The organism is Nocardiopsis coralliicola, from assembly GCF_054779695.1.
This window is the reverse complement of sequence record NZ_BAAGXT010000104.1, coordinates 1-542: the sequence shown is the minus strand read 5'-3', so window position 1 is coordinate 542 and position 542 is coordinate 1. Positions and strand designations below refer to the sequence as shown.

Here is a 542-nt window from a genome sequence, read left to right as displayed (position 1 = left end):
TGGTTCGGGGCCCGTAAGCGCGGCTATGTCCCGCCGTCTTACTGGGTGCCCGACTACCCCGACTTCTGCCGGCTCTCCACCGACATCCGCGCGTTCTGGTCGCTGCGCTATGACCCCGACTCGCCCACGCCGTACACCGCCCAGCACCGGGCCCACGACCACATCCACCTCGCCGCGTCCCGCCTGGACCTCCTGCGCGAAGTGCTCGGCCTGATCGTGCTGCCCTCCCGCACGCGGCCGTTCGTCAACCCCGCCACCGACGCCCAGCACCGCGCCGTCGAAGCCCACGCCCTGGCCGCGCTGGTCGGGCAGGCCGCATGAACCCCCACCACGACCGGCTCTACTGCGGCGACGCCCGCCGCATCCGCCGCGTCATCTGCCACGCCCAGCCTGAGCACATCCACGCCGAACCCAGCCCCGAAATCGGCGGCGCCTCCCTGGCCGTCCACCCCGACATCGAACTCATCATCAAAGGCCCCACCGCCGCGGCCTACCTGCACCGCCTCACCACCGCCATCCAGATCTGCCGCGACATCCTCAAC

2 protein-coding genes are annotated in these 542 nt (G+C 71.2%); both read left to right on the top strand.

Annotated elements, in window-relative coordinates; all coding sequences use genetic code 11:
* A partial coding sequence (locus ACYVGT_RS28130; RefSeq protein WP_460863884.1) for a hypothetical protein occupies positions 1-321 on the top strand: 321 nt, incomplete at its 5' end.
* Positions 318-542, top strand: a 225-nt coding sequence (locus tag ACYVGT_RS28125; RefSeq protein WP_460863882.1) for a hypothetical protein, incomplete at its 3' end; no start/stop codon positions are given. The genes ACYVGT_RS28130 and ACYVGT_RS28125, both read left to right, overlap by 4 nt.